Genomic DNA, 13332 nt, shown 5'->3' with positions numbered 1-13332 from the left:
TTTTCTGCACCTTTCCATATACTACATCTGTAGTTTTTGATAGTAATAAGAAACTAGAAATCAATAAATTTCTAGCTCCTTTAATATTGCTAATGTTTTTTCAGCCGCTGCTGATCCAGTTGCCTTTGCTCCTTGTAAATGACAGGCAAAATAATAGTTTCCCTTATTCGTTTCCATCGACCCAAGGAACCAGCCTGTACTCGTTGTTACACTGTTGCCGGTCCCGGTTTTTCCGTAAAGTGCATATTCCGGCTGTGTTTGTAAATGAATGGCCTCCTTTACAAAAGCCACATTATCGGTCGAAAATGACAGCTTTCCTTCCAGCAGCTTTCTAAACAGATCCACTTGTTCAAATGGCGATATTTTCAAGGACGATTCCAGCCAATAATTATCAATTCCACCTAAAAGATTCATATTTCCATAGTTGATTGAACGAAAGTTTTCTTTTAACTTCGTTTTTCCCAATTCCGAATCAAGCTGCTGGAAATACCAATTCGTGGAATTCGTTAAGGCTGTTTGAAGATTCTGATCATGATTCCAGCTGTCAATTGGATAGTCCGTTCCATCCCAAGCCCGTACATTACTTGTCTGATCAATCTTATGTGCATCAAGTGCGAACAGCGCACTCCAAATTTTGTAGGTACTGTCAGGCGAATAGCGTTTATGCCCTGCCGCTTGATTGTAGGTCAGATAGCGATCCTTGCTCTCATCATAAATGACCAGCGAATTATTTTCGTTTTGATCAAAAAGCGGATCGGATTTCTGTTCAACCAGCGGTTCTTGCCGCGAAAATTGATCCGTTTCGTCAGTCCGCGCTTGCGGGACTATCAAGAAAATACCGACAACTAGAGCGATCACCACCATGAATTTAGCAGCCAATTTTTTGGTCGATGAGGGCTGAAAGCTGCTGATGCATTCGATTCTTCTCGTCAGCTCTTTGCGCTTACCGGAAAAACCAAGCAAATATGAATTCTGATTTTTTTGCGCATAATCCAGCAATGTCGTTCCATAAAAGAAAACATCCTCTTCATTCAATAAACGCATCACAGACTGATCACAAGAAATTTCTCGGTCGCTTCTTGCTTGTTTGACGAGCCAATAGCTTACGGGATTGAACCAGTTTAGAATCGACAGCCCAAATAAAAGATTATTTTGAACCGTGTCCCTATTTCTCTGATGAACCAGTTCATGTAATAAAATGAAAAATAGCTGTTCATTTGAAGCTTTAGCAATAAAGCTGTTCGGCAAAACAATCTTGGGGCGAAAAACACCAAATGTCGCCGGGCTATCGACTCCATCAGTCTGTAGGAGAACCAATCCTTTTCTGCTGTATCCCAAACAGTTCTCTGCTTTTGCCAATTGTTTTTGAACTCTTTGATCATCTACTTGTACAGCCGCTCGAATCATTTTCCGAAATTGGCTATAAGAATAGATTGCTCGAACCAGAAAAATCACAACACCGATCGACCATACAGCTGCCATCGACCATAAAAAAATAGAGCCGAAATCATTCGCTGGAAGTGCATTGTCATTCATCCAGCCAGAGGCCGTTTCTCCCATGAAACTTTGAGCATTATCCAAATGAAGCGAAGTCGGAAGTGCTCGACCTGGCATTACACTTTGCATTCGGTAATAAATAAGATCCCTGAATCCCGTAAGAAGCTGATTGGGAATAAAGAAGAAGACGGTCAATCCCGCTAGATTCCAATATTTGCCTTGATAGATTGGTGAAAGCTGTTTGTCGAGCAGCCTTCTAAGTATGAATAAAAGAATCAGGTACAGGTTGGCAGAAATGATATTCAAAAGAAAATGAGTCATCTATTTTCTCCTTTTATTTAATAATTCCCGCAACTCGTCGATTTCCTTTTCATCAATCGATTCATCCTCAACAAAATTCGAAACGAAATCACTGACCTTGCCATCAAAAAATTTGTGAATAAACTTTTGGCTTTCCTGCTTCACGAAATATTCTCTCGGGATTAGTGCGTGATAGACATACACTCTGCCTGATTTTGAATGGTCGACAACCCCTTTTTGTTCCAAACGAACCAATAGCGTTCGAATCGTATTCGGACTCCACTCTTCCTCTTTTTCAAATGCTCGGATAATCTCCTTTGAATCAACAGAGGCTCTTTTCCAAACGTATTCCATAATTTTTAGTTCCGCATCGGTAATTTTTATCTCTTTTTCCATCACTGACTCCCTTCAAACTACATCTGTAGTTTAATCGATTCAAAATGATTTGTCTATAAAAGTTTTCTTGATTCCTCTTTCCTCTGTCTGACTCGTAAAAAAATGAAGAAAACTTAAGACTTCTCAACTTCTTTCTGCTCTATGCGTTTGCTACACTTATAAAGAGACCATAAAGTGAGGTAGCGTAAATGAGCAGAAAAACAAGTATCCTAGCGTTTATTTTATTAAGCATCGTTCTTTTTGTCGGATTGTATTTTCTCTTTAATCGAACCGATTTGCATCATACTATTTTTGACGGTTTTTATAATACCTTAGTTCGTTCAAATTCTGTTCCTACCTCTGATGGCGCAGAGTACACTCAAACCTATATTGACTGGCCGAACGTCAAATTGTTTCTTATTCTTTATGCGCTCACCATCATCTTCATTGTGTCATTGGTCAGTTATATTATCCATCGCATCCAACTGACAAAGAATACTCGGCTGCTTGCGGGGAAAATCGCTGTTTTCTTTTCAGAACCTTCTGCCGCTCCGACAGGCGAACTGATGATTGATAATGAGCTGCTGAAAATTAAGTCGAATATTGAGAACAACGAAATTCTGTTAAAACGCGAAACACAGCGAACCAAAGATTTGATTACTTATTTGGCTCACGATTTACGGACGCCTTTAGTATCCGTTATCGGCTATCTCAATTTGATGATCGATTCAGATGATTTAACAGACGCACAAAAGAAGCACTTTTTGGCGATCACCTTGGAAAAATCGACAAGGCTGGAACATCTGATTGACGATTTTTTTGATATCACCCGCTTTAATCTGCATGATATTCAGCTGTATAAAGAGAAACTTGATTTTGTCTTTCTATTAAATCAGCTGGCGGATGAATTTTATCCTTTACTCAAAGAAAAAACTCAATCTCTGGTTTATGAAGGCCCCGAAACGTTGACCATCTTCGCGGACAATGAACAGTTGGCTCGGGTATTGAATAATTTATTAAAAAATGCGATGAACTACGGGACCGCACATTCAACGATTCGGCTGCATCTTTCAAGTGATGCTGAAAGGATGACCTTTAGTATCTCGAATGAAGGAATGACTATTCCTGAAAATCAATTATCAAATATTTTTGAAAAATTCTATCGATTGGATAAATCACGATCGACCAAAACCGGCGGCGCTGGGCTAGGTTTAGCGATCGCGAAAGAAATCATTTTGGCTCATCAAGGAACGATTACAGTAACTAGTGATAATGGAGTCACCACTTTTACGATCGCACTGCCTTTAGAAAAAGCGTAGAAAATTCTACGCTTTTTTATTGAATACTATTATAAAAAGTACGACTCTCGATCACATTGAATTGCTTAGATTCATCGCTGCCCTTACAGCCTGCGATAATCAATAAATATTCCTCGCCATCAATCTCTGCTAAACTAGCCAAACATAAACCAGCTTTTGGTGTATAACCCGTTTTTCCACCGATAATATTCCCTTTTGAAAGCTCAAGACTTTCTCCTCGACTGATCATACTGCTGGTGAAATAATTTCCTTCTGGATGCCTGTTGGTTGCTGAACCTTGATAATTCAATGAAGTAAAAATTTGATAAAAGGAGTCATTTTTGAGCGCGTATTCCAAAAGGATCATCATATCCTTGATGGTCGAATAATGACCGGCCGCATCCAATCCTGTTGAATTGGCAAAATGAGTGGCTGTCATTCCGAGCTGTGCCGCTTTTTCATTCATAATTTCAACAAATGATTGCTCATCTTCACAGATTCCTAAAGCAGCAGTCAATGTTGCATCTGCACCCGAAGGCAAAATAATGCCGTGCAATAAATCCCAATAGCTAATCTTCTCACCGAGCATTAATCCAGCCACAGCCAAATTATTTTGTTCAATTTCGAAAAAAATATTCTGAGGGACGGTCACGGACTGATCAAGACCCGTTGCATGTTCAATAATACAAATTGCCGTCATTATTTTCGTCAAGGAAGCGATCGAAATTCTTTGTGTTTCGCCTTTGCGATAAATCTCCGACCCGTTTCTTGATTTTAGTAAATAATGATCGGACGAAATTTGTTTGTTTAAGATCAACGATTCCGATTTTGATAAATTGGCACTGCTAAATGTATTTCCTACCCGATACAAAAGTACACCTGCTAGGATGAAAAAAATTAGCAAGAGCAAAGCCATCCAATTTTTAAATTGCCTTTTCATAAAAAAACCTCCCTATAGACCTATTTAAGCATCTACTAGAAAGGCAATTTTTAATATTCACTTATTTCTATCTTAAGTTCTCTTAAGGAGTCAGATTTTATAGCCAATGCCCCAAACGGTTTGAATATATTTGTATTTTTCGCCGGTATCCTGCAGCTTTTCCCTTAGATGACGAATGTGTACCATGATCGTATTATTGGAGTTTACGTAGTATTTTTCGCCCCAGACTTCTCTGAATATTTGTTCCGAGCTCACCACCTGATCCTGTCTCTCCATCAATAGTTTTAGGATTGAAAATTCAATCGGTGTCAAATACAGCTCCTGCTCATTCAGAAACACTTTCCGTTTCTCCACATCCAGTTCGATCCCCTTGACCATCAGGATATTACGACCTAAATTACTGTATTGAGTTGCTCTTCGCAACTGCGCCTTCACCCGTGCGACTAACTCCAAGGGGCGAAACGGCTTCGTCATATAATCATCTGCTCCAAGTGTAAGCCCGGTTATCTTATCGATCTCTTCACCCTTAGCCGTCAGCATGATAATCGGATAGGTATATTTTTTTCGAATCGCCTGACACAATTCGAATCCGCTAATATCCGGCAGCATCACATCTAAAATCGCCAGCGCAAAATCTTCTGTGTGAATCCTTTCCAAGGCAGCTTGCCCAGTTTCACAAGTAATCACTTCATAATTTTCGTTTTTTAAATAAAAGACAACCAGCTCGCTGATTTCCTGCTCATCCTCGACCATCAAAATTTTTACCATAGGCTCACCTTCTCATAGATATTTTATGGACCTGTTTCTTTAATATATCATGAAATATTCTTATTTGTTTTAAGACTGTAATAAGATACACAGAATGTAAAAAATCAAAAAATCCATCGGGCAATCGATCATTGATCAACTCGATGGTTTTTTTATATTCGACGAAACGTATTTCATTTAAGAATCAATAAGTTCCTCTGTTTGATTAAAAATAATGGTCGTACTCTCATGTACTTTTTTCTTAAAACAATTCACAGCTGCCCCTTGAATAGCTCCTTCTTTTAAGAACTGTTTCAATTCGCTAGTTGAAAGATCCAGTTTAGCTTTAAGCAGATTGAACAATTTAATCTTTAGTGGAAAGTCACTTTGAATTTCTAAAATGACGGGTTCATCCAGTTCGAACCTCTCGCCTAAAATTTCATACTCAACTCTTCGAAGAGTCACGCCGTTTTGATTTAAAATCGTGCGATCAGAGCCGTATTGTCTTGCAAGCATCGGATCATTGTTTTGGAAAAGTGCCAGTAATTCTTGATCCATTTTGTTCGTATGAACTCTTGAAAAAATGGTTGAATTCCAACTAGTTTTACATTTTTTACAGTTATAAATCAGCCAGACATCCAGATACTTTCCCTGAGCATTGATGCGAAAACGTTCTGAACAAGAAAATTCCATATCTCTGTTACAATTCTTGCAATGACGCGTTATCGTCGGAGTACTCAAAAAATTTATCGTCCAGACAACTTTTCTCACCTTTTATCCTTCCTTTCCTGGGCAATCAAACTATTGCCCAAGATAAGGTGGAATCACCATTCTCATACAAATACCTCCTTTACAAAAAAATTCTTTTCTACATAAAAATTATCTGTCTTAGATAACTTTATTGTAGAAAAGAATCGCTTGTGAAACTTCTGAATTCTTGCTCTATTTTATTGGAATACAAATATCCATTTGAACATAGCCCGCTTCCCAATCAATATTGCGATAAATATTCAACCCATATTTCTTGCTCATTTGATACTTGCTTTGCGGCAGCCAAATCGTAAACAGTCCTTGGATCGCTGAAAAGATATCCTCGATAGCTCCTTGAAAAGGAAAAACCGCACATCGTCCACCTTCGACCTGTTTTGTATTCTCAGCATCAAAGGCTTTGTCCACTGTAAAACATAGATCGCAAATACTATGATCTTCAAGCGCTACAGAAGGATCACTATAATATTTTTCCATCAAAATCGCCGATTCATCATAGTAGGCATTCTCAGCAATAAAGGACGCCCATTCTTGCTTTAGCTCGATGTAATTGCCAATCTGTCGTTTGTAAACAACAAATAGGTGATTGACCTCGCGTATTTGAATCTTTTCTTGATATTCTTCGTACGAGGATAGATGCTCTTGCTTCTGTGAATCGAATGGATTTTGGATTGTATTGGCTTGGACAGATTTCCTAAATTTAATGGGCGATTGATCATACATTTCTCTGAATACAGAGCTATAATTTGAGGCACTGTAGCCATATTCCAGGCCGATCTGCGAAATTTGTTTCTCCCTTTTTATCTTTAAATCAATCGCGCTTTGTTCTAGCTTGACTCGCTTGATGAAGGAATAGACGCTCTCGCCAGTTACGTCCTTAAACATGCGGCAAAAATAATACTTTGAGTAAGAAAGATGATCGGCCACATCAGCTATCGTGATGGGTTCTTCTAAATGAGACAAAATATAGTCGATGCTATCGTTTATTAATACACTCTTGTCCATTTCGAAGCCTCCCGTAATTGTTTTTGAATTTTTTATCTGTACTATTACAATTATAAAAAGAATTCAGCATCTATGCTGAATCTTTTATCACTTATACTTAAATAGCTTATGTCAGAAAAATTATTTATCCGGCACAGACATTTCTCCGTTAATAATTTTTTCCTTGGCATCCGAAACAGCTTTATAGGCTTCTTCAGATAGCTGCCCTTTCGTTAGATCAACACCTTCTTCTTTTAGACCAAAGGTTAAGTGCTTCCCACCAGGAAATTTGTTGTTATAAGAGGTCTCCGCAAATTCTTTTACCGCCGCACCAACATTCTTTTTAGTGGAAGTTAACGTAAAATTACCCGTGTCGCCATTTTCCAATTTATAGTCACCTTCATCCGCTTGATCACGATCGACGCCGATGACCCAAACCTTTTTACTATAATCATTTTCATTGCGGGCTTTCGCTTCCTGGAAGACGCCGGCACCGGTACTTCCTGCTGCTTGATAAAGAATATCTGCACCGTCCTTATACATAGACGCCGCGATTGCTTTTCCCTTATCTGGCGAATCATAGGATGCTGCATATTGGCTATTCACGCTTATTTCTTTGTTTTGAGCGGTTGCACCAGCCTTAACTCCGGCTTCGAAGCCGCTTTGAAAACGCTGAATGACCGGTCCTTCCATTCCGCCAATGAATCCAACTTTATTACTTTTGGTCGTATAGGCGGCGGATAGTCCGGCTAGATAGGCACTTTCCTGATCCTTAAACGTCGCTGAAGAAATATTCTTTTTACCGGAAATATCACCATCGACCAGAGCAAAATTCAATTCAGGATTCGCTTCGGCCGCGCTTTTCAATTCCTCTGCCTGCAAATAACTTAAACTAATAATCGTTGTGAACCCGTTCTTTATGGCTTGATCTATGTTCGTACTATTGTCTTCAGGATTATTTGTTTCGATATAGGTAAAGTCTTTCTTTGGTGTTAACTGCTTGTCTTTTCCCCAAGTCTCAAGGCCTTCCCAACCGGCCTGATTAAAGGAACGATCATCGACTCCACCAAACCCTAAAACTAGCGCTATTTTACTCCCCTCTTTTTCGGCCTTTTCCTCTCCTTGATTTTGAGAACAGCCGACTAGCGTTAAAAATGACGCTAAAAATAAGAATGAAACGAGAACCTTCTTCACTATTTTTCTCCCCTTCGCAATAGGTGTCTTGACACATTTTTTTAAAGTATAGCATACCTATATACTGAACACTATTGTATTTCTAAGAATTATTATCTTTTAATGATGCTGACCTGGCACTTCTATTTTTTCTCTTCACTCAAAAAAACACCATCGCAATTCATTTGGACGATGGTGGTTAAAGCTCTTTTTATTTTTAAAGTAGAATGCGTCTTACTTTAGGATTGATTTCTATGATTTTGCCGGACTGCTAAGATTTTCAGCCAAATCATTCAACGCGTCGAAATCATGGATTAAATAATAATTTTTCTTTTTTTCCAAGATATTCGCATCACGAAAATTCGTGATTGTTCGTAAAAGATGGCGATAGCTGACATTTAAGATAGAGGCGCAAGTCGTCAGACGAAAAGAGAATTTTTCATTTTCATGGTTCGTTAAAATGAATTTAGCTAGCCGTGTTTCCACTGGTTCTGTTAACGAGTTCGCCAAGTTGATTCCTGAGTTCAACCGGTAACTAAGCAGCTGACAAATATTTTGTAAAAAGCGGACATCCTGCTGCAGCTGTTCCCGATATTGGTTCAGCGGGATACTGACACATATACAATTTGAGACAGCCTTCACACTGCTTTTTGGCAGCAGACCCCATAATGAAGAGGCTTCTCCCAGCGGTGTCGCGGGCTTTGCATGGTCGATACAAATATTTTGCGTATCGGAAGAATAGGAATAGACCATGACCGTTCCATCTACTAAAAAGTAAAGAAAATCAGAAGTCGTTCCCGTTCGAATGAGGTGCTCTTCCTTTTCGAAATATTGTAAAGAAGCCATCGCCAAAATATCTGAGTCCATATAATCCTGCAAATGATGCATCTCAACGTAGGCAGATAGTTGCTCAGCGTCTTGAATCTTTTTCATCAAAAGGTCACCTCTAAAGAGTTTTTTCTTTATTATAGCCTAGATTGAATATCCGCTCAATACGAACGATTTTTATAATTGTTTGTAAATTGTATGTAAAAATTGTGTAAAATAGGACGTGCGTCACTTCTTTATTTTTCATTCCTTGCTATGATTTAGACGTAATAGAAATACATACCTAACAGGAGGAAAAAAATGCAGTTAAAACAGTTAGCAAAAGGGTTTATCGGAGTCATGTTACTTACAGCTTTAGCGGGTTGCGGTTCAGGCAGTACAAATAGCAGTTCCGATAAGGACAGTAAAGAAAAATTGGTGGTTCAATTCGTTCCGACAAACAACGACGGCAGCATGGAAGCAAAGGCTAAGCCCTTCGCTAAATACCTATCTAAGAAACTAGATCGCGACGTAGAAGTTACCTTAGCTACTGATTATTCAACGATTGTCGAAGCAATGTCTTCAGGTCAAGTCGATGTCGGCATTATGCCCCCCGCTGCTTATGTTCAAGCAAAGGACGCAAATGCTGCTGAAGCTATCCTAACTTCTCAGTTAGGCGATTACGATCAAAAAACTGGTCTTCCATTAAAAGACAAATTGACGAATACCTTTAAGGGTGAAGTTTTAGTTCGGGCGGACAGCGATATGACGAAACTTGCTGATCTTAAAGGAAAAAATATCGCGACATTAAGTCCAAACTCTGCCAGCGGTTATATCTATCCCGTTGCTGAACTTAAAGATGCAGGCGTTGATCCAACGACCGAAACAAAAATGACGACTGTCAACGATATTCCTAGTGAGATTACCGCAGTGTTGAATAAACAAATGGATGCGGCCTTTGTTTTTGAAGGTGCCCGAAATGTATTTGCCTCTAGTTTTTCAGATAATGATTTATTTAAAGATTTGAAAGTATTGTATTTAACTGAAGGCGACATTCCAAATGACGCGATCGCTGTTCAACCAGATATGTCGAAAGACCTGAAAGCGAAGATCAAAAAGACGTTCCTTGAAATGAAGGATGACGAAGATGGCGCCGAAGCAATGTCACTATGGGGACATCAAGGCTATGAAGAAGCGGCCGATTCTGCGTACGACACGATCAGAGATTACACGAAAAAAGCAGCCGAATAATACATCAGTAAGTGTCAGCAAACTTCTTTGCTGACACTTTAAAAAATGGAGAACGATAATGATAATTTTTGACAATGTTTCGAAGGTTTATCCGAATGGCGTCGTAGGACTAAAGGAGATTAATCTAACTATTGAAGATGGCGAATTTGTTTCCATCATCGGATTGAGCGGAGCCGGAAAAAGTACTCTGCTGCGCAGCATCAATCGCCTGGTCTCTACGACTGAAGGCGACATTCGGATCAACGAGACTTCTATTACAAAAGCAAACAAAAAGGAATTACGAATAATTCGCCGCCAGATCGGCTTGATCTCGCAAAGCTTTAACCTGGTAAAGCGCAGTACCGTTCAGAAGAATGTCTTGTCTGGACGCTTGGGCTATTATTCGACTTGGAAAAGTATTTTTGGCCTTTTCACAAAAGAAGATTATCAGCAAACCAAACAAGCCTTGGAAACTGTCGGTCTGTCTGACAAATTACAAACACGCAGTGACGAGCTGAGCGGCGGTCAGCAACAGCGGGTTTCGATTGCTCGTGCGCTGGTTCAGCAGGCGCCGATCATTTTAGCCGACGAGCCAGTCGCCTCTTTAGATCCCATCACGACGCAAAAAGTCATGGAGGATTTGAAAAAAATCAATCAAACGATGGACAAAACCGTCATCGTCAATCTGCATTCGGTCCCGCTGGCACGTGAGTTTTCCACTCGTGTGATCGCGCTGAATGCTGGTCAAGTCGTTTTTGACGGCTCACCAGAAGCTTTGACCGATGAACGTTTGAATCAAATTTACGGTAAAGCAATTTTTGAAGAAAAGGCAGGCGAAATCGATGAGCTTGAAAGAGACAGTTCACTTTAAATGGTACAAACACCTGCTTATTCTTTTATTCCTAGTTGCCTGCTTTCAGGGAAGCGTCTGGATCACCGCGGCCGATTTTTCACAGGTCTTTCAAAATTCTAGTCAAATGACCGCCTTCTTATCCCGCTTTGTTCATCCTGATTTCAGCTATCTGCCTAAACTGGTGGAACCGATGATCAAAACGCTGCAGATGTCTCTATTGGGAACTGTGATCGGCTTGATTTTCGCCGTTCCTGTCAGCTTTTTGGCGACGACCGTTGTCACTGAAAACCGCTGGCTCTCTACTATTTTCCGTTTTCTTTTAGGGTTGGTTCGAACGATTCCTACCCTGCTTTTAGCGGCATTATTTGTTGCGGTTTTTGGCATTGGTGAAGCAACGGGGGTACTGACGATCGCTGTTTTTACCTTTGGAATGGTCTCACAATTGATGTTCCAAGCGATCGAAACGATTGATTTTGGTCCGATCGAAGCCGCTGCGGCAGTCGGTGCCAACAAGATGCAGATCGCGATCTGGTCGATTGCCCCGCAAGTATTGAGTCAATTTGCCAGCTATGCCTTTTATGCGTTTGAAGTTAATGTTCGTGCCTCGACCGTTCTTGGTTACGTAGGTGCCGGTGGGATTGGTGTCATCTTGAACTCTTCCTTGGCATTGTTGAATTACGAACGGGTATCGATCATTATCTTGACGATTTTGATCACAGTAGCGATCGTGGACAAAATGAGTGAACGCGTCAGGAGGTCCCTGTTATGATGATTCGCGAAATGAGCAGAAAAACACTGGTGTTATTAGCCGTATTGGTCATCCTCGTTGTCTTATCAGCAGCAACTCTAGACTACTCTGGTTTAAGAACCTTCTCACCTGCTATGGGAATGGATGTGCTGCGCGGGCTAGGTCAGCCTGATTGGGGCTTTTTATATGACGGCAGCGGTGAAGATTTGCTAAGCCTGCTGCTGCTAACGATCGGGATCGCTTGTCTAGGAACGATGATCGCGACTGTTTTGGCTATCCCGATAACATTAATCAGTGCCGTAAATTTATGGCAGGCCCATCCTTGGGTGACGAAGCTGGGGAAATTTGTCTGTAACGTTTTACGGGCTTTTCCTGAATTAGTTTTTGCGATTATTTTTGTAAAAGTCGTCGGACCAGGACCTTTTGCTGGCGTCATGGCGATCGGCGTTCACCAGATTGGAATGCTTGGGAAATTGTTTACCGAAGAAATGGAAGCGATGGATGAACGTTTAGTGGAAGAGATGCATGCGGTTGGAGCCAATTTTTGGCAAACAATCTTCTTTGTACGAATCCCCTACCTGATGCCGATCTATTGTTCGTTAGCATTGAATCATTTTGAAATCGCTGTTCGCAGCGCAGCAACACTCGGCTTAGTAGGCGCTGGCGGAATCGGCGCACCGCTGATTTTCGCGATCCAGACACGCTCTTGGAGCAAAGTCAGCATTATTTTGATCGGTGTTGTTGTTACCGTGTTTATTTTAGATCAAATAACCGGAATCATAAGAAAGAAATTGAGATAATTATGAACATATTGCATATATCAGATATTCATTTTCGCAGAGAATATGAAGCCTGTGACGAGGGCTATAAAGGCATGTTGGCGAAAATGCAGAATCCTCTCATTCCTTTAGGTGAGTGCTTGACCCATTTGCACAGCCAAACCACTCTTGATCTTGTGATCATCAGCGGGGATTTGACTGAGGATGGAGAAATCGACGATTATCGCTATTTGAAGGACTGGCTGAAAAAGGCACTGGGCGATACGGAAATTATTGTCACTTTAGGCAATCATGATATCAAAGAGCATTTTCATGTTGGCTGGTGTCAAGAAGCGGCTTCCTCTGCTCCTTACAATCGGATCGTGAAATATCCTGAGTTCAGCGTGATTTCCTTTGATAATTCTAGTTACGGCTATGCCGATGGAATCGTTGACCAACAGCAATTCCACTGGCTGGAACACGCCTTGGAACAAGAGAAAAATCAGCCGATTATTTTAGTGACCCACCATCACCTGCTGGCGCAGCAAAGCGCGATGCCAAAATGGCCGGGAACCGAACGCTTCTTAGAATTGCTCGTTCCCTATGATATTCGTTGTATTCTAAATGGGCATACTCATCACACCTTCAGTGATGAGATTAATGGCATCCCCTATTTCACCGTCTCCAGTATGTCCTTTGTTGGTGAGGACGAAGGCGATGGCCTCGTTCGTTTTGAAGAACGCCACGGGTACAATCTCTATCAGCTCAAAAATGGCAGAGTGACTCGGCAGACATCCGAGAACTTTATGCCGGGCCATGTTCTAAAAACGCTCGATATGAGCAGATAAATAAAA

Annotated in this window: 14 protein-coding genes; 6 read left to right on the top strand and 8 right to left on the bottom strand. The window is 40.6% G+C overall.

Annotation, left to right across the window (positions count from 1 at the left end):
• Positions 1-60 precede the first annotated feature (60 nt).
• Both I585_RS11295 and I585_RS11290 read right to left on the bottom strand, forming a co-directional pair.
• Positions 61-1818 carry a BlaR1 family beta-lactam sensor/signal transducer gene (locus tag I585_RS11295; RefSeq protein ID WP_010741909.1) on the bottom strand — a complete coding sequence of 586 codons (1758 nt, stop codon included), beginning with the start codon at positions 1816-1818 and terminating at the stop codon, positions 61-63.
• A complete protein-coding gene (locus I585_RS11290; RefSeq protein ID WP_010741908.1) occupies positions 1819-2193 on the bottom strand; it encodes a BlaI/MecI/CopY family transcriptional regulator in 375 nt (124 codons plus the stop codon).
• A gap of 188 nt (positions 2194-2381) precedes the next feature.
• Here I585_RS11290 and I585_RS11285 point away from each other — a divergent pair, with 188 nt between their 5' ends.
• Positions 2382-3491, top strand: a complete 1110-nt coding sequence (locus tag I585_RS11285) for a sensor histidine kinase (protein ID WP_010741907.1) — start codon at positions 2382-2384, stop codon at positions 3489-3491.
• A 16-nt stretch (positions 3492-3507) separates the two neighbouring features.
• Here the strand turns inward: I585_RS11285 and I585_RS11280 are convergent, their stop codons facing one another.
• The 6 genes from I585_RS11280 to I585_RS11255 all read right to left on the bottom strand — a co-directional run bounded on the left by I585_RS11280 (position 3508) and on the right by I585_RS11255 (position 9015).
• On the bottom strand, positions 3508-4410 hold the full coding sequence (locus tag I585_RS11280; protein ID WP_010741906.1) for a D-alanyl-D-alanine carboxypeptidase family protein: 903 nt from the start codon (positions 4408-4410) through the stop codon (positions 3508-3510).
• Between the two features lie 90 nt (positions 4411-4500).
• Positions 4501-5178, bottom strand: a complete 678-nt coding sequence (locus I585_RS11275) for a response regulator transcription factor (RefSeq protein WP_010741905.1) — start codon at positions 5176-5178, stop codon at positions 4501-4503.
• A 177-nt stretch (positions 5179-5355) separates the two neighbouring features.
• Positions 5356-5850, bottom strand: coding sequence for a DUF1062 domain-containing protein (locus tag I585_RS11270; RefSeq protein WP_244266002.1), 495 nt, complete (start codon positions 5848-5850; stop codon positions 5356-5358).
• 249 nt (positions 5851-6099) lie between these two features.
• Positions 6100-6930, bottom strand: coding sequence for an AraC family transcriptional regulator (locus I585_RS11265; protein WP_010741903.1), 831 nt, complete (start codon positions 6928-6930; stop codon positions 6100-6102).
• Between the two features lie 120 nt (positions 6931-7050).
• Positions 7051-8103: a BMP family lipoprotein gene (locus I585_RS11260; RefSeq protein ID WP_010741902.1), complete on the bottom strand. Its 1053-nt coding sequence runs from the start codon at positions 8101-8103 to the stop codon at positions 7051-7053.
• 231 nt (positions 8104-8334) lie between these two features.
• A complete protein-coding gene (locus tag I585_RS11255) occupies positions 8335-9015 on the bottom strand; it encodes a cyclic nucleotide-binding domain-containing protein (RefSeq protein ID WP_010741901.1) in 681 nt (226 codons plus the stop codon).
• A gap of 195 nt (positions 9016-9210) precedes the next feature.
• Between I585_RS11255 and I585_RS11250 the strand changes: the two genes are divergently transcribed.
• The 5 genes from I585_RS11250 to I585_RS11230 are packed head-to-tail and all read left to right on the top strand — an operon-like array spanning position 9211 to position 13326.
• Positions 9211-10140: a phosphate/phosphite/phosphonate ABC transporter substrate-binding protein gene (locus I585_RS11250; RefSeq protein ID WP_010741900.1), complete on the top strand. Its 930-nt coding sequence runs from the start codon at positions 9211-9213 to the stop codon at positions 10138-10140.
• 58 nt (positions 10141-10198) lie between these two features.
• Positions 10199-10990 carry a phosphonate ABC transporter ATP-binding protein gene (gene phnC, locus I585_RS11245; RefSeq protein WP_010741899.1) on the top strand — a complete coding sequence of 264 codons (792 nt, stop codon included), beginning with the start codon at positions 10199-10201 and terminating at the stop codon, positions 10988-10990.
• Positions 10962-11741, top strand: a complete 780-nt coding sequence (phnE, locus tag I585_RS11240; RefSeq protein ID WP_010741898.1) for a phosphonate ABC transporter, permease protein PhnE — start codon at positions 10962-10964, stop codon at positions 11739-11741. Before phnC ends, phnE (I585_RS11240) begins: the two co-directional genes overlap by 29 nt.
• Positions 11738-12520, top strand: coding sequence for a phosphonate ABC transporter, permease protein PhnE (gene phnE / locus I585_RS11235; RefSeq protein ID WP_010741897.1), 783 nt, complete (start codon positions 11738-11740; stop codon positions 12518-12520). Before phnE (I585_RS11240) ends, phnE (I585_RS11235) begins: the two co-directional genes overlap by 4 nt.
• A gap of 2 nt (positions 12521-12522) precedes the next feature.
• Entirely contained in the window at positions 12523-13326 is an 804-nt protein-coding gene (locus I585_RS11230) for a metallophosphoesterase family protein (RefSeq protein ID WP_010741896.1), read from the top strand.
• The last annotated feature ends 6 nt before the right edge of the window (positions 13327-13332 follow it).

Source organism: Enterococcus malodoratus ATCC 43197, assembly GCF_000407185.1.
GTDB classification, from domain to species: Bacteria; Bacillota; Bacilli; order Lactobacillales; family Enterococcaceae; genus Enterococcus_A; species Enterococcus_A malodoratus.
The sequence above is the reverse complement of the archived record's forward strand: the minus strand, read 5'-3'. Positions and strand labels throughout refer to the sequence as shown.

Excerpts from the sequence above, each read along its gene's own strand:
- I585_RS11285 (WP_010741907.1), top strand. The coding sequence starts at position 2,382 with ATGAGCAGAAAAACAAGTATCCTAGCGTTTATTTTATTAAGCATCGTT.
- I585_RS11280 (WP_010741906.1), bottom strand. The coding sequence starts at position 4,410 with ATGAAAAGGCAATTTAAAAATTGGATGGCTTTGCTCTTGCTAATTTTT.
- I585_RS11270 (WP_244266002.1), bottom strand. The coding sequence starts at position 5,850 with ATGGAATTTTCTTGTTCAGAACGTTTTCGCATCAATGCTCAGGGAAAG.
- phnC (WP_010741899.1), top strand. The coding sequence starts at position 10,199 with ATGATAATTTTTGACAATGTTTCGAAGGTTTATCCGAATGGCGTCGTA.
- phnE (WP_010741897.1), top strand. The coding sequence starts at position 11,738 with ATGATGATTCGCGAAATGAGCAGAAAAACACTGGTGTTATTAGCCGTA.
- I585_RS11275 (WP_010741905.1), bottom strand. The coding sequence starts at position 5,178 with ATGGTAAAAATTTTGATGGTCGAGGATGAGCAGGAAATCAGCGAGCTG.
- I585_RS11295 (WP_010741909.1), bottom strand. The coding sequence starts at position 1,818 with ATGACTCATTTTCTTTTGAATATCATTTCTGCCAACCTGTACCTGATT.
- I585_RS11250 (WP_010741900.1), top strand. The coding sequence starts at position 9,211 with ATGCAGTTAAAACAGTTAGCAAAAGGGTTTATCGGAGTCATGTTACTT.
- I585_RS11230 (WP_010741896.1), top strand. The coding sequence starts at position 12,523 with ATGAACATATTGCATATATCAGATATTCATTTTCGCAGAGAATATGAA.
- phnE (WP_010741898.1), top strand. The coding sequence starts at position 10,962 with ATGAGCTTGAAAGAGACAGTTCACTTTAAATGGTACAAACACCTGCTT.
- I585_RS11255 (WP_010741901.1), bottom strand. The coding sequence starts at position 9,015 with ATGAAAAAGATTCAAGACGCTGAGCAACTATCTGCCTACGTTGAGATG.
- I585_RS11265 (WP_010741903.1), bottom strand. The coding sequence starts at position 6,930 with ATGGACAAGAGTGTATTAATAAACGATAGCATCGACTATATTTTGTCT.
- I585_RS11290 (WP_010741908.1), bottom strand. The coding sequence starts at position 2,193 with ATGGAAAAAGAGATAAAAATTACCGATGCGGAACTAAAAATTATGGAA.